Below are 22,837 nucleotides of genomic sequence, written 5' to 3' on the forward strand. Positions count from 1 at the left end.
AAAATTGACATTTCTCACTCAACATAATCAAAACTGGCCAGAAAATCAACTACTTTTTGACCGAGAGGCAAACTGAATTTACTCGGCTGATGATTTGCACCTCCCTTCCCAAAATTCCCGTGAGAATTCACCATCAAACTCTCCTGTCCCGAACTAATTAAAATAGTTTGGGTAGGCGACTCAAAAAACTTTGTGGGCTGACTCAATCGTGATATATTAGAGACCAAATTTATCAACTCATTTAATTTATTTGTAGCTGCACTCAATGCTTTACGCAATTGCAATATTCGTTCCTCCTCCAACTTTTGACTTTCAATATTTTTGCCGATAACCATAATATTTCTCTGAGTTTGTACGGCATCCTTAAAAGGAAGAATCGCTAAAAAAGCTGCTGGCAATAAATGCTCATCGCTCTCAAATCTAAAAGTTAGAGTTGTGCGGCGGTAGCCGACTTCAATATTAGGAGGAAAATTCATTGCCCGGTAATGCCGAGCTATTTCGCTGTAAGCTGTTGCTAAAGTGCTGTTTGCTGAGTAGTCTAAAAGTGAGTCAACCACAATTTGCACTAACCCAGGCGTGTGATTTAAAAATTTTCTCGATTCTGACGGCGAATTAAATTGTTGAATCTGAGTGTGATCGCCTGCGGGGCTGAGGTCAACCCACTGGCAAGTAATATCATCTGCAATGATGCCACACCGAGCAACCAAATACAGTTTTGCTCCTGTTAAAGTTGCTCCCCTCAAATCAGCGCCCACCCAATCTGCATTAATCAAATTTGTTTCTGTCAAATCAGCGTGAACGAAACTAGCACTTCCTAAATTAGTATTTCTTAAATCGGCTCCGTTAAGGTTAGCTCCGCTCAATTTAGCAAAGCTCAGATCCGCGCCGCTGAGGTTAGCTCCCGTCAAATCAGCCCATTTAAGGTTAGCTCCGCTCAAATTGGCACTGCTAAGATTCACCTGTTGCAATGAAGCTTGTCTCATATCGGCATTGCTCAAATTGGCGCCGCTAAGTTCTGCTTTCGTCAAATCTGCGCCGTGTAAGTTAGCTTCTTGAAAGTTAGCTGAAACAGCCGAAGCACCTCTGAGATTTGCACCGGACAGGTTAGCACCTGACAGGTTAGCTTCCGTCAGTTTTACCTCTCTTAAATCTGCTTCAGTCAGGTTAGCGCCGCTGAAGTTAGTTTTGCTGAGTTCGCAGCGGACTAATTCGCTTCTAATCAGGGATGCTCGGATTAATTGAGCTGCACTTAAATCGGCTCTCACTAAGTTTGCTACGTTGAGAGTAGCCCCGTTTAAGATTGCCCGCGAGAGGTTGGTACTGCTGAGTCTAGCCACATTCAGGTTCGCTTCGCTCAAGTTAACTTCGCTCAAGTTAGCACCGCTGAGGTTGGTAACAAATAAGCTAGCCCCCTTTAAAATTGATTGGCTGAGATTGATGCGGCTGAGATTAGCTTCATTCAGGTTGATTCCTGTGAAATCTCTGTCGCCTTCAGTATATCTTTTGACGATTGCAAATCGTTTGAGCAGTTCTTCAGCTTCCATTTGTTTACCTGAATAAAATGGCGATCGGCTAACTTTTATATGGCATAAATATAAATAATATCAAATTCATTTATAGTATTTACTCACCGAGCTGATAAAAGCTTTTGACAAACTCAATGACCGTATTTAGAGGGGGGGTGGTAAATCTTTGCGCTTTAATTGCAGGACTGATAGAGGTTTTGTTGACTCCCGGTAAATTTGTCAAGTTTCTGCCAAAATCTGGGTGATAGTGAATCATCAAAGTTTCGGCGCTGGAGTTAGCGAGTACAGTTTGGGTAGGTGATTGGAAAAAAGTTGACATCGGTTCGCGATCGAGGCGAATCGGCTGAATTTTCATTTCCCCTATTTTTCTCATTGTTTTGGTCAGGGCTACGTTTAATTGCACTACCATATTTGAAACTCGGACGCCCAGGTTATTACCACTTTGGGGTTGAATCATCTTGATCAAAGTAATCAAATTTTTCTGAGTAAATGCTGCATCACTAAAGGGAACAATCGCAACGAAAGCTGTGGGAAATAGTTGCTCGTCCTGCTCTATTTTAAATGATATGATTGTGCGTCTGGAATTAACTTCGATACTGGGAGGATGATTCAAAGCAGGGTATTGACGGGCTATTTGGCGGTAGGTAGCTGCCAGGACAAAGTTAGCATCGGGGTCGAGGGGTCGATCGACAATAATTTGAACTGTCGGCGGTGTAGCATTGAAAAACCTTTGAGATTCTTCTGGGGTAAAGCGCTGAATGTGGCTGCGATCGCCGTTAGGACTGAGGTCAACCCAATCGCAGGTAATGTCATCTGCTTTCACATCAAACCTAGACACAGCGTAAATTTTTGCCCCCGTCAGGGCCGCCCCCGTCAAATCTGCACCCACCCAATCAGCGTGAATCAAATTCGCTTGAGTCAAATCCGCGTGTACCAGAGTAGCGTTCAACAGATTGACATTGCTCAAATTTGCCCCGTACAAGTTGGCCCCGCTCAATCTCGCTTCATCCAAGTCAGCACCGGTCAGGTTCGCCCCGCTGAGGTCAGCCCACCGGAGATTAGCGCCTCGCAAGTCAGCGCCGCTAAGGTTTGCCTGAGACAGATTAGCTTGTCTGAGTTCGGCATTGCAGAGGTTTACTCCTCGCAAGTCTGCCCTGCTGAGGTCGGCTCTGTGCAAGTTGGCCCGTTCCAAGTTGGCCGCTGTTAGAAAAGCGCCTCTCAGGTGAGCCCCGCTGAGGTCGGCTTGCTCTAGATTGGCTTCTCTGAGGGTTGCTTCTCTCAAATCTGCTTCGCTGAGATTTGCACCGGTCAAGTTAGCACTGCTGAGGTTTGCTCGAATCAGTTCGGATCTGATCAGTGTAGCTTCAACGAGTTGGGCTTCGCTGAGGTCGGCTCTAATCAAGTTGGCTACGTTGAGGATAGCGCCGCTGAGGTTGGCTTTGTGGAGATTAGCACCGCTGAGTCTGGCAACATTAAGTTTGGCTTTTCTCATGTTGGCGTTTGACAAATTGGTGCCGCTCATGTTGGTGAGGCTCAAGATTGCCTCACTGAAATTAGCCCCGCTGAGATCGATCCTGCTGAGATTTGCCTCGCAAAGGAGGATGGCAGTAAAATCTCTTTCTCCTGCTGCATATTTGGTGATGAGTTCTTCGGCATCCATGCTTTTCAATTTCCCTGATGTCTTAGCTAGAACAAAGCTTTATTGTCCCAACCTTTAAACTAGAATAAGCATTTTTTGTAACTTGATGCAATATGCCTAGACATCTATATTGTGGAAGCCTTTTATAAAATCCAAAATGCTAGTGATATTAGCTTGAGCCAATTTTGTGCTTTCGGCTAACTTACCCGATGGTGAGTTACTTTGCTCGTATTTTTTAATCAGGCGTTTGCCGAAGGCAGGGTGGTGATATACGCTGAGTCTTTGATCGCGGGAATTAATTAAGCTCATCTGTGTTGGAATTTGAAAGAAATTGATGCTTTCACCGATTTTTGGAAAAGAACTGGAAATTTTGATTTGGTCTACTTTGCTGATAGCTTGGTTGAGAGCTTTGCTGCATAACTGGACGTGTTTAGATTCTTTGACGTTAAGTTTGCCTGCATCGTGGGATTGAATCATTTTCATCAAAGCTATTAGGTTTTTTTGAGTTATGGCAGCGTCGTTAAAAGGAATAATGGCAACGTAAGCGGTGGCAAATAATTTATCGTCGCTGTCCATTTTAAACGCGAGTACGGTGCGCCTGGAGCTGACTTCGATCGTGGGAGGCTGACTTAAACTTGGGTATTGTTGGGCAATTTGGTAATAAGTTGCAGCTAGTGCAAAATGAGCGCCTTGGTCTAAGGGCGAGTCAATCACAATCCGAACTGTGGGCAAGGTTTCATGAAAAAATTCCTGGGTTCCTCCCGAGTTCAACCAGTAAATTTGGCTGTGGTCGCCGTTGGGGCTAAGATCCACCCACTTGCAGGTCATGCCTTCGGTTTTGATGCCCAGCCGCGAAACTGCGTGAAGTTTTGCTCCGGTTAAGGTGGCTCCGGTTAAGTCGGCTCCAATCCAGTCGGCGCGGATCAGATAGGCATTTGTCAGGTCGGCGTGAACTAAGCTGGCATTCAGCAAGTTGGCGTGGCAGAGGTCGGCTCGGCTGAGGTCGGCACCGCTCAATTTGGCTTCGCTGAGGTCGGCCCAGCGGAGATTGCAGCCGCTGAGAATAGCCCAGCGCAAATTGACGCCGCTGAGGTCGGCGCCGCTGAGTACGGCTTGAGTGAGGTTGGCTTGTCTCAGTTCTGTGCCTCGCAAGTCGGCGCCGCTGAGGTCGGCTCGGCTAAGGTCGGCGCCTTGCAGGTTGGCTTGTTCGAGGTTGGCTTCTGTCAAGCACGCGCCGCTGAGGTGAGCGCCTCGAAGGTTGGCTTGAGCGAGGTTGGCTCCTCGAAGGGTGGCTTCGGTGAGGGTGGCGCCGCTGAGGTTTGCGCCGCTGAGGTTTGCGCCGCTGAGTTCGGCTCGAATGAGCTCGGCTCTGATCAGTTTGGCTCCTATGAGTATGGCTTTTTTGAGGTCAACTCGCACTAGATAAGCGACGTTGAGGTCGGCGTCGGTGAGGTCGGCGCCGCCTAGATGGGCGCCACTGAGTCTGGCGATGTTGAGTTTTGCACCTGTGAGGTTGGTTTTGCTGAGGTTTGCTCCGCTTAGGTTTGCTACACTCAGATTCGCACCCTTGAGGTTGGCTCCGCTCAAGTTGACGCCGCTGAGGTTGGCCTCAGTCAGGTTGATTCCGGCAAAATTTCTTTCTCCGGCGGCATATTTTTTCAGGAGTTCCTCGACTGTCATGGGGGCGGCACCGTATCAAATATCCCCATTTTATTGCTATGAATATCGGTATTGTAGGACTAGGTTTAATTGGCGGCTCGATCGGGCTGGATTTGCGATCGCGCGGGTTTAATGTTTTTGGGGTTTCGAGTCGGCAGCAGACTTGCGACCGGGCGCAAGCTCGCGGTGTTGTCAATGAAGCCAGCATAAACCTGTCTCTGATGGCAGCAGCGGATGTGGTTTTTATTTGCACGCCACTGGGGTCGATCGAGTCGATCGTCAGAGAGTTGGTGCCCTATCTTCCCCCTGATACTATTGTAACCGATGTCGGTTCCGTAAAAACACCCATAGTGCAGGCTGTGTCTCCTCTGTGGCCGAATTTTGTAGGGGGACACCCGATGGCGGGGACTGCTGAAAGCGGGATTGAGGCGGCGATACCGGATTTGTTTGTGGGCCGGCCTTACGTGGTGACGCCGACTGCCCAGACGCCGACGCTTGCGGTGGATAAGGTTGAGGAAATTGCGCGGTTGCTGGGTGCTAAAGTTTACCGATGTGAGCCGGAAGATCACGATCGAGCTGTGGCTTGGATTTCTCATTTGCCACTCATGGCGAGCGCGACGCTGGTTGCTGCCTGCGATCGAGAGGGCGATCGGGATATTGTTAATTTAGCCCAACATTTGGCGAGTTCTGGTTTTCGGGACACGAGCCGCGTTGGGGGCGGCAATCCCGAGCTGGGAGTCATGGTGGCAAAGTACAATCGAGAGGAATTATTGCGATCGCTCTCTATTTACCGCGACAGTCTTGACGAGTTCATCAGCGATATTGCAGCCGAAAATTGGCAAGCTCTCGAACAAAAGCTGAAGCTGACTCAACAAGCGAGAGAGAATTACCACTTGTGAGCCAAATATTACTTAAAACAGTCCTCGTCTAGATTATGATTTGTGGATGCCTATATATTGAGTTTCAATGTACAGTTATTCTCGACTCAAGCGATTTTTACTAGGTGAATCTCTCCCCACTAGCGCATTTATTCATGAACGGTTGAGCAACGCTACAGGACTAGCGGTTCTGGCTTCCGATGCACTTTCGTCTGTTGCCTACGCTACTCAAGAAACTCTGCTCGTGCTGTTACTAGCGGGGAGTAGCAGTTTGAGTTTATCGCTGCCTATTTCTGGAATTATTATTTTACTGTTGGCGATCGTGGCGCTGTCTTACCGACAGACAATTAAAGCGTACCCCAACGGCGGTGGCGCTTACATTGTGGCGCGAGAAAATTTAGGTATTTATCCTGGTTTGATCGCCGCAGCTTCGCTGATGATTGATTACATTTTAACTGTAACTGTCAGTATTTCGGCTGGGGTGGCGGCCTTGACTTCAGCAGTTCCCTCGCTGCACCCCTACACAGTTGAACTGTGCTTAGTTTTTATTGTCCTAATCATGTTTGCCAATCTCAGGGGATTGCGGGAATCGGGAAATATATTTATGGTTCCCACCTATGCGTTTCTCGTTGGCATTTTTGTTTTGATTGGCTGCGGTTTATTCCAACAGGCAACAGGTAATGTTATGCCGACATTACAAAATATTCCAGCTAAGGAACCTTTGGGATTATTTCTGCTGGCGCGGGCTTTTGCGGCGGGCTGTACAGCCCTGACTGGAGTTGAAGCCATATCAGACGGGGTGTTGGCTTTTAAGCCTCCTGAATGGAAGAATGCGCGCCTGACTTTGAGCTATATGGGGGGAATTCTGGGAGCGATGTTTTTGGGAATTAGTTACTTGGCTCATATTTATCAGGTGATTCCTAGCGAACATGAAACGCTCCTTTCTGTATTGGGAAAACAGATTTTTGGTGTGGGTATATTTTATTACTATTTGCAGGCAGCTACTCTGTTAATTTTGCTGTTGGCGGCGAATACGAGTTATGCTGATTTTCCACGACTTTGTTATTTTTTGGCGCGGGACGGGTTTTTGCCGAGGCAATTGTCGCTGTTGGGCGATCGCCTGGTTTATTCTAATGGCATTAATCTGCTCAGCTTCTGCGCTGCTCTTTTAATTATCATCTTTCGAGGCAATACGAGCTCGGTGCTTCCCCTGTATGCGGTTGGAGTTTTCACTTCTTTTACTCTCTCCCAATCGGGAATGGTAATTCACTGGTTTAAGGAGCGAGGTAAAGGTTGGCAAGTTAGTGCTGTGATGAACGGTATTGGTGCAGTGGCAACAACGGGAGTTTTAGCTGTAATTCTCGCTACAAAATTCCTTTTGGGAGCTTGGGTGGTCGTAGTAACTATTCCGATCGTAGTCAGTCTATTTTTAGCTATTCACCGACACTATCGGTATGTCGCGGCTCGCTTGAGCATCCAGGGAATAGAACCGAGGTCTTATCTTCGCAGACCTAGAGTTAAGACGGTGACACATCCGGCAGTGGTGTTAGTCGGGCAGTTGCACCGGGGAACTTTCGAGGCCCTCGATTACGCTCGTTTAATCGCTGATGAAGTTGTGGCAGTTCACGTAGATATTGGTTTGACCGATCGAGCAAAATTACAAGCGGCTTGGCAAGATTTGCAATCTGATATTCCTTTGGAAATTCTGGACTCGCCTTACCGTTCTGTTGGTTCGGCTTTGACACACTTTTTGACTTTGTTTGAAGAGCAGCGGCCTGGAGTGTTCTTGACTCTGATTATTCCGGCTTTTGTGACGCGGAATTGGTGGGAGGGACTGCTGCACAATCAAACTGCTTTCTTTTTGAAAGCTGCTTTGCGGGCGAAAAGAAGTCGGGTTGTAACAACGGTTAGATATTATCTTTAAGCAATCTCTAGTTAAAAGTTTGCCATTTTTCGCCTGTCAAACAAACTTATTGAGGACTTGTGCAGCAACCCGGTTTGTTTCTGGAGGTTTTGTTGGTCAACCTAAGATTTATCGTAGAAACCGGGTTCTTTGACCCCACAATTCTCGGTGTAGCAAGAGGGATATTGGTTAAAAAACGCGTTTTTTTAAGTTTCGGTGCGTAAGTGAGGTATTAACTCTACAAGTCCACAGACTAACTCATCGGCGCTGAAGAAATCGGGTTTTTTGGCCTCAGTCCTAGGTTAAAAAACCCCGTTTATCAGAGCCGGAGTGCATCGAGGGCTTTTGCTGTTACAAATATAATCAAACACACACTAAAGATATCAGTACTTTTACGGTAATGATGTTATTTGAAATTGACAACCATCTAAAATTTTAGTAACTTATAAGGGACAAGCAATTTTTTTTGAAAAAATAAATTATGAGCGATCAATTAAGCAAACTCAGTGAAGTGTCGATGGTCTCAGCCAATTTTGGCAATGGGTTAGCCTATAGAGAGATTCTCCTGGATTGGTTTAAGTTTTTAGGTGGCAAACCAGGGGAAGTTATTGTGGTTGACGGTGGCAGCGATAGCGACACTCAAAAAGTTTATTGGGAGCTGTATCAGGAGGGTTTAATTGATAAGCTGCAAATCATTGCATCGAACCATCCAGACAATGACAAAGAGAGATGTTTTATTCAGGAGTATACATCGGGAGCAATCGCTAGCAAGCCGTATGTATTGTGGTTCAAAATTGACACGTTACCTTACAGAGAAGGCCACGACGGTTGGTTAGAGGAAGCGATCGATTATCTCGACCGAGATGAAATTTTTGCAGTCGGCGGAGCTTTTAACAGAACGTTCCCACATCTCGACGCTTGGGCTGGGTGGTACTTCATTCGAGCCTGCACGATCAATTTTTCTTTGATGAAGCACAGTACCTTTGTTGCAGTCATGCAAGAATATGTGGGTGAATATATTGCTTCAAGATTTGAAGGAACACACCAGTTTGGCAGGTTTTTGCTGGAAGAAGCATTTAGCGCATATATGGAGGCTCACAACCAATATACTTTGTGTAAGGTTGAAGACCATAGCTGGACGGTATTTCACACGAATGCTCAAGACGAATATTTGCAGGAGGTTCGGGAGAAATATTTGGCTCGCGAAGATGTTCAAACTTTCATGAATGCAGGCCTTGCTAAAGACATCAATCAATTTCTTTACTACGGAAAGCCACCTGTAAGAAGCAGCATGATTCAGAAAATGCGCATGGCTTTGGGAGAAACAAAAGTGGGGGGTTATTGGCGGAAATTGAAAAAAAGTCTGGTTTTTGGGAAAACTGCGTCCAACCCTTAGTCAGCTCATTTATATTTAACAATAAAAGGGAGAAAACTAGCTTTGATGGGCGCTGACAGCGCAGAAAAACAGCATAACAGGGAAGAGATTCACAAATCTTGGCTCCCTCGCTATCGCAGATAGTATGGGTAAATTGACCCGGAAAAAATGAGGTGTCATACTTGTAGTGAGTCGAGAAGTTGCCTTCAACTTCTCTGTATAAAGATTGCGGCTGCTGAACCAAATTATTTTACTAAGTACAACATCTCTTCCATTTGTGGCGGTTGTACTGCAACCCGCAATAGACTATTTATGCAGCAGCCAAAAAACTTGAACAGGCTTTTGCGAGCTTTATCTCGGCAAGGTCTTGATGTTAGTTACGACAATAAAGTCTACTCGATTTGTCTCAATAGTTCTCTGAAAGAACAGTGGCAAGATGCCAGTGCCACAACAGCAGAAGTTTTGCTCCCAGAGGATTTTCCTGTGGAAGCAAAGGCGCTCAAACAGTTAGCAAATTTGGCAAATGTTCGACACCCTCAAGGCGGCTGCGTTTGCCACGCTTGCGCTACTCCAGCAGATTTCCATCCGGGGGATGCGGGGGTGGCGATCGGCTCTATTGTAGAAACAGCAGGAATGGTGATTCCGGCTGCTGTCGGTTCCGATATTAACTGCGGGATGCGGTTACACGTTGCGGATTTGTCGATCGAACAATTCCTCAGTCAGCGCGATCGATTTGTAGAATTGCTCAAAGGCGATTATTTCTTCGGTACTCGCGATGTCAGCATGACTGCAAAAACTGCTCGCGCGATGTTCCAACACGGGATTCCCGGATGGCTGGATGGTATGGCAGACGAGGCAACCGGCAGCGCGGCTAATTCGGATTTCCAGCAGTTGGCCGCAGAGTGCAATCGCACTTTCCTTGGCGGTTCCATGAATGGCGATGTCAGATGGGCTCCCGAAGAATTAGTCCCAAATGACGGCTTAGTCAGGGATGGCGGGTTAGCGACTATCGGCGGCGGCAATCACTTTGTCGAAATTCAAGTGGTTGAGGAAGTTGTGGACAAGGCTACGGCTTATACTTGGGGAGTTCGATCGGGACAAATCGCTTTCATGATTCATTCGGGTTCGCGGAATGTTGGCAAATATATCGGCGGAATGTGGCGCGATCGAGCTTGCGACGCCTGGCCGAAAACTCTGAAACATCCTGAATCCCGGCTTTTCCCGGTGTCTGTGGCAGCAAATCCCGAACTTGTGAACAGCTACCTGCAAGCGGAAGCAACCGCCGCTAACTACGGTTTTATCAACCGTTTGCTGCTAGCAGAACTTCTGCGCTGGCGTTTGCGGCAAGTTTTTGGCGATGTCGAAGCTCCCTTAGTATACGATGTGCCTCACAATATCACCTTAGCTGAAGGTGGCGGCTGGGTGACTCGCAAAGGTGCTTGTCCCGCACATTCCGGCCAGCCTGTAATTGTACCGGGTTCGATGGGCGCGCCGTCTTTTTTGCTGGTTGGGAAGGGGAACGATCGATTTTTGCGATCGGCCTCTCACGGTGCAGGAAGGGCGCGATCGCGGTTCGATATGAGTCGCAAAGGTGTTGACAAAACTGACTCCGCTTTGGGATTAATCGGCGTAGATTGCATTACCTTGCGCGAAGAACGCAGAATCGAAGAAGCACCGGCCGCTTACAAGCCAATTCAACCAGTAATTGACGTTCAGGTTGAGGCACAAATAGTTGGTGTAGTCGCTAAAATGAAGCCAGTGTTAACGTTTAAAGCCTAGGAACGGGGCATTTGAGAATTAAAAATTAAACCAGGGTAAGGTGCGCGCCGAGCACTCTACTAATTTTTAATTCTCGGCCCTATTTCCGATCCCCCATGCCCTATGAATGATTCTCAAGCATCACCAAATCCATCAAAACCTGTCCATCCCCTAAAGCGGCTGATGAAGTACGGGCGCCGCTACCGCCTGAAAGCTTGGCTGGCCAGTATCTGTTCGCTGCTGAATAAATTCTTTGATTTAGCGCCGCCAGCATTAATCGGTATTGCCGTTGATGTGGTGGTGAAACAGCAAGATTCTATCCTCGCTCAGTGGGGCATAAAAGATGTCTTTTGGCAACTGGCAATTATTACTTTTGTGAGTTTGATTGTTTGGACGTTGGAATCTGTTTTTGAATATGCCTATGATTATTTGTGGCGCAATTTGGCTCAGGATATTGAACACGATTTGCGTCTGGAAGCTTACGGGCATTTGCAAGAATTAGAGTTAGCTTATTTTGAAGAGCGCAGCACTGGCGGTTTGATTTCTATTCTCAATGATGATATCAATCAACTCGAACGTTTTTTGGACGACGGTGCTAATGAGGTGATTCAGGTAATTACCACTGTTGTTGTGATTGGCGCGGCTTTTTTTGCTGCCTCTCCTGGTGTTGCTGGGCTGTCAATGCTGCCGATACCTTTTATTATTTGGGGTTCGATCGCCTTTCAAAATCGCCTTGCTCCTTTCTATGCTGACGTGCGGGAAAAGGTGAGTTTTCTGAACGGACAACTGTCGAATAATTTGATGGGAATTACTACTATTAAAAGTTTTACTTCCGAAGATTATGAAATTCAGCGCATCGAAGCACAAAGCCAAGCTTACCGCCAAAGCAACCGACGGGCGATCGTACTTTCGGCTGCTTTTATTCCCCTGATTCGGGTTGTGATTTTCTTGGGGTTTATTGCAACACTATTTCTGGGCGGTTTGGAGGTGGTGGCGGGCCGGTTGTCTGTGGGAACTTACAGCGTTTTGGTATTTTTGACCCAGCGGTTGCTGTGGCCGCTGACTCGCCTGGGAAATACTCTGGATCAATACCAGCGCGCCATGGCTTCGACTAATCGGGTGATGAATTTGTTGGATACTCCGATCGCAATTCACACAGGTGATATTCGGCGGCCGGTTAGTTCGATCAAGGGTGAGTTGGAATTTAAAAATGTTACTTTTTCTTACAATCAAAGAAAGCCAATTTTGCAGTATTTTTCCTTGACTCTGCCTGCAGGCAAAACTACTGCTATTGTTGGCGCTACTGGTTCGGGAAAAAGTACCCTGGTGAAACTCATATTGAGGCTGTACGAGGTACAGTACGGCAATATTTATCTCGACGGTATAGAATTAAATAACCTGAATTTAAAAGATTTGCGAAGAGCGATCGGATTGGTGAGTCAAGATGTGTTTTTGTTTCACGGTACGGTGGCCGAAAATATTGCTTACGGCAGTTTTGAGGCTAACAATCGAGAGATAGTAAATGCTGCGAAAATTGCCGAGGCTCACGAGTTTATCGTACAATTGCCGGACGGTTACAACACTATTGTAGGGGAACGCGGTCAAAAATTGTCGGGGGGTCAGCGGCAGCGAATTGCAATTGCGAGGGCAGTTTTGAAGAATCCGCCGATTTTGATTCTTGACGAAGCTACTTCAGCGGTGGATAACGAGACTGAGGCGGCAATTCAGCGATCGCTCGAACGAATTACCAAGAATCGCACTACAATTGCGATCGCCCACCGTCTTTCTACTGTCCGCAATGCTGATTGCATTTGTGTCATGGAAGAGGGGCTGGTGGTAGAATCGGGGCAGCACGAACAACTGATCGAACAGGACGGAATTTATGCGGCGCTCTGGCGCGTGCAATCTGGTATAAGATAGAAACGCAGCGCTTTTGGGTAATTGGTAATTGCTAATTTGTAATTGGGGATGGGCCATTGGGCATGGGTAACTAATGACAACAGTCAACAGCCAACTGCCAACCGCCAACTGCCAACTGCTAACTGACTGTAAAATATTAGTTTATACAAACAAGAAGAGAAAATGTTTCTATTTGATAGCCCTGAGTCCAAACCCAACGAAAATAGCTGGAGTCGCAAGTTAGATAAATTTGTGAAAGCTAATCAAAATGAATTGGCTGCTTTGGCTTGGGGGCTATTTCTGGAAAGGGGAGAAGAAAGCGAGGAGATTTTAGCAATTGATATTGCAGAAACTGCGCGTTTTGTGTATTGTAAGAAAGAGGCGGTTGAGGAGTTGAACCGTCAAGTTAAAAGTCATATTCAGGAAGTTGTAGGTGTGTTGAACGCTCACAAACCTGAGAAAGAAGTGGCGATTTTGGCGATCGGGGAAGGTCAAATTAAGTTGATTCTTTTTGAACCTAAGCCTGAACCTCCTGTTTGTTTTGAGGAAGCTGCGACCGATGTGGATACATTGTTGGCTAAGCTAGAACAGCAGATGGTTGAATGTATGAAATAGGAGTTATATCAAATCCGGTGGTATCGGAATTGATACTCCCTATAGTCAGGAGACGAGGCGGTGAGGTTTCCCGAAAATTAATCGGGCGATGGTTATATCTCTTATCGAGGAAGATTGATTATCTTGAGGTAGGGAAATGGCAATGCCGTGTCCTGCGTTGCCCTATTGTCGATGGTTATATCCGATCGCACTCTGAGAGCAATTTTATCCCGCAGTCTCTTTCAATCCCTGGGTGATCTCAACATTGTATCAGTAACAGGCAAGATGCCTGTTCCACAAAGAGTAAACCCGGACTTATTATAAATATCAGAATAACCAGCAATCAAAATAACCAGCGGGCGGCGAATCGTCATGAAAAATTTGAGCTTTGTCTATATTAGGTATAGCTTCCGCCAATTCTCTACCTAATTTTACTTCCTGTGATCTGTCAGTTAATGGAAATGAAAATTGATAGCTATCTTGTAAATATTTTGCCTTAGCAACAATCTCATCTTTCTCCCAAATCTGGCTGTTGCTACCAATCAAAATGCTATTACTTTCCTGGCAAACACATAGGCATACCTGAGAAAACACACTTTGAAAAGTCGTAACTTTTTCGGCATAAAACTGATCTCTATGCAGCAGATTGGCTAGCACAACTCCCTCGGTTGACAAGTGTTTTTCGCAGATTTGATAAAACTCATTGGTGGATAGGCGGTGCGGAAAGTAGCCGTTGCCAAAAGCTACATCGATCATGATGATATCGTACTGAGTATCTGATTTTTGCTGCTCTAAATACTCTCTGCCGTCTTGAATTGTTACAGTTAGCAGATCGTCGAATTTTACCCCAAAACACTGTGTAGCTGCTTCGATCGCGATCGGATCGACATCCGTACATTCTATAACCGTTTCCGGCAAATAGTGGTGCAAAACTAAGGGAATTCTGCCGCCGCCAAATCCCGCTATGTAGATTCTTTGAGGTTGGCTTTGCCACACTAAACCCAACATCATCGCCTGAGTATATTCAGACACTAGATGTAAAGGATTGTTGAGATCGAAAATAGATTGCAGTAAATCTGTTTGCCGATTTACTTTTTCTACTAAAGATAGCTTAATGTGCGATCGCTCTTTTGTGACTGCAACATAGTGAACACCAGACTCTTTGCAAAAAATAACTTTGTCGGGCTGTTGCTGCAGCCAAGCCAGTCGCTGTCGAATAGCGGATAAATTAATAGATTGCCAAGTTTTGTGTTCCTCAATCATCTGATTTTAAATTTTATTTAAATTCCATATTCTCTAAGAATATAGCCTCATCAACCCGGTTTCTACAAAAATGGCTGAGTCGCCAGGTATCTGCGAAGAAACCGGGTTTCTACTCAAGGCTGGGGCAAGTCAGTCGATTTTAGATTTTAGATTTTAGATTTTAGATTTACCCCACAGATAAATCTGGGAGTTTGAACTTTGGTCTAAAATTTTTATCTTTCCACGACTTAAGTCGGGGGCTTGTATCCGTTTTTGGGCTGGGTCATGTCTCATTTTCCAGCATGGCGAAGAACGAGAAGACAACAGAAATTCACCCGATTACAGCCGCTTGTACGCCACCAATTCCAAACCTGAAACCGAAAGTTCCACTTTTTCCCAATCTTGCTTGTCACCTTCCAACTTTTCAAAGGCTGCTGAGGTGAGCAAAATCTCTCCCCGTTCCGCCAAATCCTCTCCCAGCTTGGATGCCAGATTAAATTCCGATCCGTACATATCTTCTCCTTCCAGCATCAAAACATCGCCACAGCCAATACCAATGCAGAGGTAAATATCCATCTCCGGCGGCAGTGTCGTGTTGACAGCCGCCGTTTGTTTCAAAGAGTCGATCGCAGCTTCCACAGCCGATTTTACATCGGGAAAAACTGCAAAAATATTGTCGGCTTCCTCCTTAACTACAGTGCCGCTGTATTCTGAAATTATCGGTTTGACAATTCCGTGCATCCGGTGAATCATTGCCAAAAAATGAATAATTCCGTAGCGGACTGTCGTGCGCGAAAATCCCGACATATCCATTACTAAAATTGCGTAATTTTGGCGAAAAGTTTCATTAATTTTCGCATCAATTTCAGCCATTCTTTCGGGATGTTCGTTTCTTTCTTGCAGCAGCTTTTCTAAGGTAGCGCGGTTATTTGTTTTCATCTTTGTTTAATTAAATTCCCAATCGCGACACAGTTCTTGAGGCCGGCCAGCAGGATGCACCGCACAATTGATGCCATCCTTACCGTAATAATAATCGCACACTTTGCAGGGTTTAGTGTGCTCTAATTTTTTCATCAAAATTGCCCGGATTGTCTGGACTCGGTTGCGATACTTGTTTGCATTGGAGTGACTCGGTTCAATTGCCAAAGCTTGCTCAAAAGCTGCTAAGCTGGAATCGTACAATTTAATAATTTGGGAACTGTATTTTGTCCAAGCATCGGCATGGCTTTGATACAGTTCGACTGTACTTAAGTTTAAAATTCCGTATTCTGTCCAAGCGTCCGCTGAAGCTCGATCGAACTTAATATTGGCATTGAGCAAAACTTTTTTGATCGTTGCCAAAAGTTCCCTCGGCTGCCAAGGTTTGCTAACATAAGCCTCGGCGCGATCGCCCTGGAACCTCGCAAATAAAGCTAACCGCTGTCCCTTGCCTGTTAAAAATACCACTGGTATGTTCCGAGTTTCGGGATTAGCTTTAATTAAACGACAAACCCCGTAGCCGTCTAGACGGGGCATTATGACATCTAATAATACTAAATCGGGGCAATTTTTCTCAATTTTATCCAGCGCTTCCACACCGTCCGATGCCTGAATTACATTCAATCCGCTGCATCTCAACTGATGTGAAATGCACTCCCGCTGGCTGCGGGAATCTTCCACCACTAAAACTGTACTCATCACTCCCCACCTGGTTTCTGAGGTAAACTTGTTCGCTGCTTCGAGTAACCCTTACTGAAATCAGTTTACCCACATTGGAAGAGTTTGTTATCACTGGCAAGCTAAACTTACTAAAATTGCAACAAATCTTAAACTGGGAAGCAAAGGTGATACTTATCAGAAAATGCTTGTTGCTAATACCCGAAAAATTATTAGATATTTGGGCGACAAATATTCGACTTTTAAGCCTTCATAACGCCAAATCTTACTGATGTCGGACGAAAACCTTGTTGAATTGCAACAGATAATCGGTTACTGTATACATTAAAGTTCTTAAAGACGACAAATGAATAGATTACTCCTCACTTTATTGGTAAGCCCCACGCTGTTTGGATCTGTGATGTCTTTGAGCGCGATCGCAAATCCCGCTCAAATTGGCGAAACACCAAGCCAATCGGCTGATTCGCCCCGCTGCGTGCGATCGCCCCACACTCAGCGTCTGACTTGCGTGCGCCTCCCCGCCAAAGCTGCTGCTAATTCTAAAGTAAAAATCAGTTGGCAGCAGCCTGATGATCAGCAGGTGGCGATGCTGGATTTTTCGGAAGAAGAAAGCGATGCGGCTGTGGCCCTGTTTGGCTGCGACTGTCAGATGTGTATCAACTCGCTGCGACAGTTGCGCGGTTTGCCACCTCTGGATTTAGCTTCTTGAGGGCGATCCGACACCATTGGGAGTCAGTCTCAAAAATCTGGTTTCCGATCGCTGCGGGCTTTGGAATGCCTTTAGCTTTCTCACTTTTAGAGAAACCAAAGCCAGCAAATTTATCGATCGCCCCAAAAAACATCCTAACAGCAAAGCAGCCAAAATATAAGGTGCAGCAACCTGCAAATTCGACCAACCGCGACCGTTTAAATTGCCTATTAACCAATTCAAAGCAGCTTGCAAACGGCTGTCTTCAGCTAACAGCAGCAGTGTAGTTTGTATTGCCCCAAAAAGAGAACTCACAGCCACACCAGCTAAAACCAAACGTTCGACAGAAATTCCCGTTTTAGTTTGTCCCAAAAAGTAGACCAGCATCGAAGTTAAAATAGCACCTATCCAAGCCGCCAAAGACACCCCAGTTTGAAATATTCCCAAAGTCAGCATGGTAATCGCAACTAACCCCGCACCAGCCGAAATTCCTAATACAAAAGGAGCGGCTAAACCGTTGCTGAGCGGCTCCTGCAGCCAAGCTCCCGACAATTCCTAACGCCGCACCAAATGTCAGCGCTGCCACCACTCTGTGCAAACGCACTTCCCAGAAAATAGTTTGATTTACAGCATCACCTCGGTGCAGAAATGCTTGTCACAATTGAGCTGAACTCATCGGCACCGCACCAAAAGAAAGTGAAAGGGCGATGGTTAACACCAAACCCAATCCTAAGAATACAACTGCCTGAAAAACTCGATATTTTAGCCAGATTTTTTTCACAATATATTATACCGCTTTGCCGTTAGATAAATAACCTTTTTTCAGAGTTATTCCTGCGCGATCGCCCAAACTCCTAAGAGACAATCTGGCTAGTTACTTACCATATATTCTCCTGTTTGTGGATAGATCGCGCTCGTTAACTACAGTAACCTATTCAGATTAAAGCCCGATCGGAGATATTGCACCGATCTGTAATTGTAGAGCTTGCGCGCCAACCGCATTTTCAGGTATTGTGAGAATGATTATCACATAAAAGTGCGCGAGATCGGCTCGATCGCCCGTATCTTAGCAGAGGCGATCGCACCGGGCTGTCAGCGATGAGGTGCGATCGGCTTTGGAAATTAACAGCAATGCCTTTACAACTAACCAATGAATAACAATGACTAATCTCACCGTACAAACCCCAAATTTAATTGCCGATCTTCCCAAAAAAGGGATGCCAGTAACTATAATTACCGGATTTCTCGGCAGCGGCAAAACCACTTTGCTCAATCAAATACTCAAAAATCGCCAAGATTTAAAAGTAGCAGTTTTAGTTAACGAATTTGGCGATATCAATATCGATTCGCAGCTTCTTGTTTCTACAGACGATGACATGGTAGAACTTAGCAACGGTTGCATCTGTTGCACTATTAACGAAGGCTTAGTCGATGCAGTTTACCGAGTTTTAGAACGAGAAGAACGCATCGACTGTATGGTGATTGAAACCACCGGAGTGGCCGACCCGCTGCCGATTATCCTGACATTTGTCGGCACCGAGTTGCGGGATTTGACCAATCTAGATTCTGTACTTACCGTAGTCGATAGCGAAACATTTACTACCGATCACTTTGACAGCGAAGCAGCTTTTAAACAAGTGGCATTTGCAGATATTGTGCTGCTGAACAAAACCGATCTAGCTCCTCAAGAAAAAGTAGAAGAGTTAGAATCTTACATTCGCACAGTTAAGGAAGGAGCGAGAATTTTACACTCTCGATACGGTGAAGTTCCTCTACCCTTAATTTTGGGTGTAGGTTTAACGCAGGCAGATATTTTCAACAGTCTGGAAATTGAGGAAAAACACGAACACCATCACGAACACCATCACGAACACGAACACCATCACGGACATCAATCTCATCACTTAGATAACGACGGATTTATTTCACTATCATTTGAGAGCGATCGACCTTTTGATGTTCACAAATTCCAAGAATTTCTCACCGAAAAAATGCCCTTGGATGTATTTCGGGCAAAAGGAATTCTCTGGTTTAACGACAGTCCGATGAGACACATCTTTCAACTCAGCGGCCCCAGATACGAATTAGATGCTTCCGAATGGTTTACCACACCTAACAATCAACTCGTAGTCATCGGCCGCAACTTAGATACCGCTCAAATTCGAGAACACCTGAACAGTTGCTTAGTTTAAGATCGTGTCTTAAAAACCCATGAGGACACGGCATTGCCGTGTCCCTACTATCTCATCCTTAAGTCCTAATCTCAAATCTCAAATCGATCGCCCTTACCTGCTACAATTGAAGGTATAATATTAACGCAGTAAACCGCTACGAGTGAATCATGTCCACAAACACCACACTACCCGCAGCCCTAGCTAAAATCGTCCAGCGCTTTCAGCGACATTCCGATCCGAAACAGCGCTACGAACAACTGCTGTGGTATGCCAAGCGACTTCCAGCATTTCCCGAAAGCGACAAACTGCCGGAAAACAAAGTTTCTGGCTGCGTGTCGCAAGTTTATATTACTGCAAATTTGGCAGACGGAAAAGTTCTGTATCAAGGTGATTCAGACGCTCAGTTAGTCAAAGGATTAGTTGGCTTACTGGTGGAAGGTTTGAGCGGATTAACACCTGCTGAAATTGTCACCATTACCCCAGATTTTATTCAAGACACGGGATTGAATGTAAGTCTGACACCTTCCCGCGCTAACGGATTTTACAACATTTTTCAAATGATGAAAAATAAGGCACTTGCTTGTGAATTAAGCAAGCAAGCCGAAGCAAATTAAAAGAATAAACAGTCATGACTCAAACTACAAATTTAACAAAATCAAATTCTGGTAACTATTCCGCCACAGTTCAAGAATATCTGTGGAATTGGCAAGAAACACAAATCAAAGTTATTTACGAAACTAGAGGACAGGGAAATCCTGTATTGTTGCTGCCTGCTTTCAGTACGGTTTCGACGCGAGAAGAAATGCGTCCTTTAGCAGAATTGTTAGCTCCCCAATTTCAAGTTGTGAGCTTAGATTGGCCGGGTTTTGGCGAATCCGATCGCCCGCGAACCGACTATCAACCGCAATTATACCATCAATTTATCAAGGATTTTGTTGAGGCAAATTTTAATAGTCCTGTTGCTGTAGTTGCAGCCGGTCATGCTGCGGGTTATGTGATGCAGTTAGCGCAATCAAAGCCCAATGTATGGTCAAAGATTGTGTTAGCTGCACCGACTTGGCGCGGGCCTTTGCCGACGATGAGCAAACAGCAAAGCGGATGGCATGGAATTGTGAGAGAATTAGTACGATCGCCCTTACTGGGACAATTCCTATACAAACTCAACACTGCGCCGTCATTCCTCAGCTTGATGTACCGCCGCCACGTCTATGTTGATGCAGCTAAAGTCACGCCCGATTTCATCCAAAGTAAATGGCAAGTGACGCAAAAACCCGGTGCTAGATACGGTTCCGCTGCCTTTGTGACTGGTGGTTTAGATCCGGCAAAAGTGCGATCGGAATTTACAGATAATTTTCAACAATTAGCAGTGCCGGTGATGGTTGTAATTGCTGAGGATGCGCCGCCCAAATCAAAGGCTGAAATGGAAGCATTAACGGAATTACCCGGTGTTGAATCGCGAGTTATTCCTGGTTCCTTGGGAATGCACGAAGAGAATGCAGCAGCTTTAGCAAATGCGGTTAAATCTTTTATTTGAGATAATTAAGAGGGAATGAAGCGCTCCAGCGCCAGAGAACGCAGAGGGGAGAAGGGAAGAGGGGATAAATGCAAGCTGTTTTTTTAACGTTAGTTTGGATGGTTTGCTATTGGTTTTGTCTGCCAGTTTATGCTGTCGGAGATTCGCCGATGGTCAATTTGCCAAAGAGTACGATCGAAGGTGCGATCGACTTTCACATTCATTCTTCTCCTGATGCGATTCCCCGCAGATTAGACGATTTTGAAGTAGCGAAATTAGCTGCTAGGGCGAAGATGAAAGCTGTGGTATTGAAAAATCATTATGCCAGCACAGCAGCGCGGGCAGTTCTGGTTAATAAAATAGTACCAGAAATCCAAGTTTTCGGAGGAGTTGTTCTCAATTATGCTGTCGGCGGCATTAATCCCGACGCTGTAGACGCAATGCACCGCATCGGCGGCAAATACGGTAAAGTAGTGTGGCTACCAACGGTTGATGCTGAGCATCACTTGCAGGTTTTTCAAAAATCGGGAAGGGGGATTAAAGTTGCGGAAAAGGGCAAAGTTTTACCGGAAACAGCAGCCGTGTTGAAGATGGTAGCCAAAGAAAATTTGGTATTGGAAACCGGTCATATTTCATCAGAAGAAGTGATGGCAGTTGTCGGTGCAGCCAACCTGCTCAACATTAAAAAAATCCTGATTACCCACGCAATGGCGGATGTACCCGGTTTATCCCTAGAAAATATGCAAACAGCCGCCCAGATGGGAGCTTTTCTAGAACTGGCATTTGTCAACGATTTGATGGGAGAAAATGCCGTTGATGACGGACACAAAAACTGGCATCAAGTTCCTATTAGTAAGATGGCAGCAGCGATTAAACTAATAGGAGCCGAGCATTTTGTTATGAGTACAGATTTGGGAAGAAAACCCGATCCTTTACCTGCGGAAGGTTACAAATTATTTGTGAAAAAATTGATAAATCAAGGAATTTCCCCGCACGAAATTGATTTAATGATGAAACACAATCCAGCTCGATTGTTAGGCATTTAGAACTGATAATTGGTAATTGGCAATCGGGGATTGGGAACCGCTAATTGGGAATTCTATTCCCTCTTTTCTCTTCCTTCTTCCCTCTGCCTTCTGCCTTCTGCCTTCTTCCTTCTGCCTTCTTCCTGACATCCGTTACATCCGTTACATCCGTTACATCCGTTACATAATCCGTTGCCGAACTTCCTTCTTCTATTCTTGATTGCCTTTACCGCGCAGGTATCCGTTATCTGCAACGCGCCAAGCACCCCCAGCATTGCCCGTTAAATCGCTATCTTCCACGGTAGCAATGCCATCTCTGTAAACGGCGATCGCCTCACCTTCATTACCATTAATCCGACACCGGCGCACGATCAATTTTCCTCCCAATCCGACACCTATTCCCAAACTGCCGTTGTCAAAAATACTGCAATCTTCCACCGTTGCTTTCCCATTATCCGATATAAAAATTCCGTTCCATACCCCATCATGAATTTGACTGCGGCGGAGGATAGAATTTGCATCGGGGCCGCAAATTCCCACCACAGAATAGTCCGCAGAAGTGATATCGCTGTCTTCTATGATTAACTCGCCTTTGCGAATATCTATAGTGTAATATTTCCCAGTTGCGTTCAGCGTTAAACCGCGCACTAAAGCACTGTCAGTTGCCATTTTAATGCAGTTTGAGTTGATACTTTCAACCACAATGCGATCGACATCTCCGCTGCCGATAATTTCTACCGATTTGTCGATAATTAGACTTTCGCGGTAAACGCCTGGATGCACGTCAATGCGCGTGCCCGGTGCTGCATTTTTCAGCGCTTCGCTAATAGTAGTATAATCGCCTTCACTCTGCTGAGAAACAACAAATCCTTGACTCTTCCCAACTTTGGTATCTGAAGTAGATACTTTAATTTGCCCTGACTTCGACTCAAAATGCTCAGATTGTCGATCGCCCGCTTCGGAAAGTTGCGATGTTAGCTGTAAGCGTTCTTGATAAACTGTCTCTAGCTGATGTTCTAACTCCCATACTTGAGATTGAAGTTGAGCTTGATTCTGGTTTGCTGTCTCGATTTGACTTTGAGTTTCCGAGAGTTGAGAATAAAGGTGCGATCGTTCTCTGTTAGCAGTTTCTAGCCCAGATTCCACTTCAGAGCGAGTTTGGCGAACACTTTCTAACTGGTGTTCTAACTCGGATACTTGAGATTGAAGTTGAGCTTGATTTTGATTAGCTGTTTCGATTTGACTTTGAGTTTCCGAGAGTTGAGAAGTGAGCTGAGATTCCAATTCAGAGCGACTTTGACGCACACT

19 protein-coding genes are annotated in these 22,837 nt (G+C 45.6%); 11 read left to right on the forward strand and 8 right to left on the reverse strand.

What is annotated here, in order from left to right:
* Positions 1-14 precede the first annotated feature (14 nt).
* The 3 genes from QT979_RS00790 to QT979_RS00800 form a co-directional block, all read right to left on the reverse strand.
* The gene (locus QT979_RS00790; protein ID WP_333307590.1) at positions 15-1,544 is read right to left on the reverse strand and encodes a pentapeptide repeat-containing protein; all 1,530 of its coding nucleotides are present in this window, start codon (positions 1,542-1,544) and stop codon (positions 15-17) included.
* Positions 1,545-1,623: 79 nt separating this feature from the next.
* A complete protein-coding gene (locus tag QT979_RS00795; RefSeq protein WP_333210420.1) occupies positions 1,624-3,186 on the reverse strand; it encodes a pentapeptide repeat-containing protein in 1,563 nt (520 codons plus the stop codon).
* Between the two features lie 96 nt (positions 3,187-3,282).
* Entirely contained in the window at positions 3,283-4,845 is a 1,563-nt protein-coding gene (locus QT979_RS00800; protein WP_333210419.1) for a pentapeptide repeat-containing protein, read from the reverse strand.
* Between the two features lie 38 nt (positions 4,846-4,883).
* On the opposite strand from QT979_RS00800, the gene QT979_RS00805 reads away from it, so the two are divergent.
* From QT979_RS00805 to ccmS, 6 genes are all read left to right on the forward strand, one after another.
* Entirely contained in the window at positions 4,884-5,723 is an 840-nt protein-coding gene (locus tag QT979_RS00805) for a prephenate/arogenate dehydrogenase (RefSeq protein ID WP_333307593.1), read from the forward strand.
* Between the two features lie 67 nt (positions 5,724-5,790).
* The gene (locus QT979_RS00810) at positions 5,791-7,626 is read left to right on the forward strand and encodes an APC family permease (protein ID WP_333307596.1); all 1,836 of its coding nucleotides are present in this window, start codon (positions 5,791-5,793) and stop codon (positions 7,624-7,626) included.
* 460 nt (positions 7,627-8,086) lie between these two features.
* Complete coding sequence (locus QT979_RS00815) at positions 8,087-9,001, forward strand: hypothetical protein (RefSeq protein WP_333307599.1); 915 nt, start codon at positions 8,087-8,089, stop codon at positions 8,999-9,001.
* A 291-nt stretch (positions 9,002-9,292) separates the two neighbouring features.
* On the forward strand, positions 9,293-10,759 hold the full coding sequence (locus tag QT979_RS00820) for an RtcB family protein (RefSeq protein ID WP_333307601.1): 1,467 nt from the start codon (positions 9,293-9,295) through the stop codon (positions 10,757-10,759).
* 102 nt (positions 10,760-10,861) lie between these two features.
* Positions 10,862-12,658: an ABC transporter ATP-binding protein gene (locus tag QT979_RS00825; RefSeq protein ID WP_333307604.1), complete on the forward strand. Its 1,797-nt coding sequence runs from the start codon at positions 10,862-10,864 to the stop codon at positions 12,656-12,658.
* Positions 12,659-12,820: 162 nt separating this feature from the next.
* Positions 12,821-13,252 (forward strand): beta-carboxysome assembly chaperone CcmS, encoded by a 432-nt coding sequence (gene ccmS, locus QT979_RS00830; RefSeq protein ID WP_333055796.1) that lies wholly within the window; start codon positions 12,821-12,823, stop codon positions 13,250-13,252.
* 306 nt (positions 13,253-13,558) lie between these two features.
* On the opposite strand, the gene QT979_RS00835 is transcribed toward ccmS, so the two are convergent.
* From QT979_RS00835 to QT979_RS00845, 3 genes are all read right to left on the reverse strand, one after another.
* Complete coding sequence (locus QT979_RS00835; protein ID WP_333307608.1) at positions 13,559-14,494, reverse strand: fused MFS/spermidine synthase; 936 nt, start codon at positions 14,492-14,494, stop codon at positions 13,559-13,561.
* 318 nt (positions 14,495-14,812) lie between these two features.
* Positions 14,813-15,412 (reverse strand): adenylate/guanylate cyclase domain-containing protein, encoded by a 600-nt coding sequence (locus QT979_RS00840; RefSeq protein ID WP_333210406.1) that lies wholly within the window; start codon positions 15,410-15,412, stop codon positions 14,813-14,815.
* Between the two features lie 6 nt (positions 15,413-15,418).
* Complete coding sequence (locus QT979_RS00845; protein ID WP_333210405.1) at positions 15,419-16,150, reverse strand: response regulator; 732 nt, start codon at positions 16,148-16,150, stop codon at positions 15,419-15,421.
* A 325-nt stretch (positions 16,151-16,475) separates the two neighbouring features.
* Between QT979_RS00845 and QT979_RS00850 the strand changes: the two genes are divergently transcribed.
* On the forward strand, positions 16,476-16,838 hold the full coding sequence (locus tag QT979_RS00850; protein WP_333210404.1) for a hypothetical protein: 363 nt from the start codon (positions 16,476-16,478) through the stop codon (positions 16,836-16,838).
* Here QT979_RS00850 and QT979_RS00855 read toward each other — a convergent pair.
* Entirely contained in the window at positions 16,827-17,369 is a 543-nt protein-coding gene (locus QT979_RS00855) for an iron chelate uptake ABC transporter family permease subunit (protein ID WP_333307612.1), read from the reverse strand. The two genes, QT979_RS00850 and QT979_RS00855, sit on opposite strands and share 12 nt — an antisense overlap.
* Before the next feature lie 608 nt (positions 17,370-17,977).
* On the opposite strand from QT979_RS00855, the gene QT979_RS00860 reads away from it, so the two are divergent.
* The 4 genes from QT979_RS00860 to QT979_RS00875 all read left to right on the forward strand — a co-directional run bounded on the left by QT979_RS00860 (position 17,978) and on the right by QT979_RS00875 (position 21,550).
* The gene (locus QT979_RS00860) at positions 17,978-19,009 is read left to right on the forward strand and encodes a GTP-binding protein (protein WP_333210400.1); all 1,032 of its coding nucleotides are present in this window, start codon (positions 17,978-17,980) and stop codon (positions 19,007-19,009) included.
* A 149-nt stretch (positions 19,010-19,158) separates the two neighbouring features.
* Complete coding sequence (locus tag QT979_RS00865) at positions 19,159-19,605, forward strand: SufE family protein (protein WP_333210399.1); 447 nt, start codon at positions 19,159-19,161, stop codon at positions 19,603-19,605.
* A 14-nt stretch (positions 19,606-19,619) separates the two neighbouring features.
* The gene (locus QT979_RS00870; RefSeq protein ID WP_333210397.1) at positions 19,620-20,525 is read left to right on the forward strand and encodes an alpha/beta hydrolase; all 906 of its coding nucleotides are present in this window, start codon (positions 19,620-19,622) and stop codon (positions 20,523-20,525) included.
* Positions 20,526-20,593: 68 nt separating this feature from the next.
* Positions 20,594-21,550, forward strand: a complete 957-nt coding sequence (locus QT979_RS00875; protein WP_333210396.1) for a DUF6282 family protein — start codon at positions 20,594-20,596, stop codon at positions 21,548-21,550.
* Positions 21,551-21,739: 189 nt separating this feature from the next.
* Here QT979_RS00875 and QT979_RS00880 read toward each other — a convergent pair.
* Positions 21,740-22,837: right-handed parallel beta-helix repeat-containing protein (locus QT979_RS00880; protein WP_333307617.1), on the reverse strand; the 1,098-nt coding region annotated here is incomplete at its 5' end.

Origin of the sequence: Microcoleus sp. w2-18bC1, from assembly GCF_036700365.1 — a bacterium.
Taxonomy (GTDB): Bacteria; Cyanobacteriota; Cyanobacteriia; order Cyanobacteriales; family Microcoleaceae; genus Microcoleus.